Below are 1,080 nucleotides of genomic sequence, written 5' to 3' on the forward strand. Positions count from 1 at the left end.
GTGTGCCCGTGCCGATCGGCGCGGATTCGCCTCTCGCTCATTTTTCGATCGCATGATTATCGACGGTAATGATCCCTTCACCGAGCCGTCATTCAATTTATCGAATCGGCTGCGTCGCGCTGTCTGGGGCGTGGCTTATGTCCTGTTGTTCAGATTCAGTCCGAGGCCGCTGCATGGATGGCGTGCGCTGTTGCTCAGGTCGTTCGGCGCAAAACTGGGCCCGCATGTCCATGTGTATCCGCGCGTCAGGATCTGGGCGCCGTGGATGCTCGAAATCGGTTCGCATGTCGGCATAGCGGATGGCGTGACGCTCTACAGCATGGCCACGATCAAGATCGGAAGCTATGCCGTGATTTCGCAAGGCGCGCACCTCTGCGCCGGCTCGCACGATATCCATTCCGCTAATTTCCAGCTCGTGACGCGTCCGATTGCAGTGGGTGATCACGCATGGGTCTGTGCCGAGGCTTTTCTCGCGCCCGGTGCGGTCGTACCCGAGGGGGCCGTGGTGGGGGCGAGGGCCGTTGTTTCGCGGCCGCTCGAAGAGCCGTGGGCGGTGTATGCCGGTATGCCTGCCCGCCGAATCAACTCGCGCGTGCGCAGAGGGGTGCAATGACTTACGGATTCTCGGTCCTGATCCTGACGAAGAACGAGGAAGCGGACCTGCCGGGATGCCTGAAGAGTATCGATGGCGTGGATGACATCTGGGTCCTCGACTCGATCAGCGAAGACAACACCGTGCAGATCGCGAACGCGTTCGGCGCGCATGTCGTGGCGCGGGAATTCGACGGTTTCGCCGCGCAACGTAACCACGCGTTACGGAATTTCGGCTTCAGGCACGAATGGCTGTTGATCCTGGATGCGGATGAGCGACCGTCGCCGGAACTGCTGGATGAACTCCGCCGCTTTGCTTCCGATGCGCCCGACGAAATCGGGGCAGCCAGGATGCGGCGTAGAGACTACTTCCTGGGTCGCTGGTTGAAGCATGCGCAAATCTCGCCATACTTCATTCGGTTCGTGCGTCCGTCGCGCGTGCATTACGAACGCGAAGTCAACGAGGTTCTGATCGTCGACGGCGAAATT

The 1,080-nt window shown here is 60.5% G+C and carries 2 protein-coding genes; both read left to right on the forward strand.

Going from position 1 to position 1,080, the window contains the following annotated elements; all coding sequences use genetic code 11:
- The coding region (locus AB0F11_RS38335) for a hypothetical protein (protein ID WP_362184521.1) at positions 1-613 on the forward strand (613 nt) is incomplete at its 5' end.
- Positions 610-1,080: glycosyltransferase family 2 protein (locus AB0F11_RS38340; protein ID WP_362184523.1), on the forward strand; the 471-nt coding region annotated here is incomplete at its 3' end. The genes AB0F11_RS38335 and AB0F11_RS38340, both read left to right, overlap by 4 nt.

The organism is Streptomyces sp. NPDC032472 (assembly GCF_040636955.1).
GTDB lineage: Bacteria > Actinomycetota > Actinomycetes > Streptomycetales > Streptomycetaceae > Streptomyces.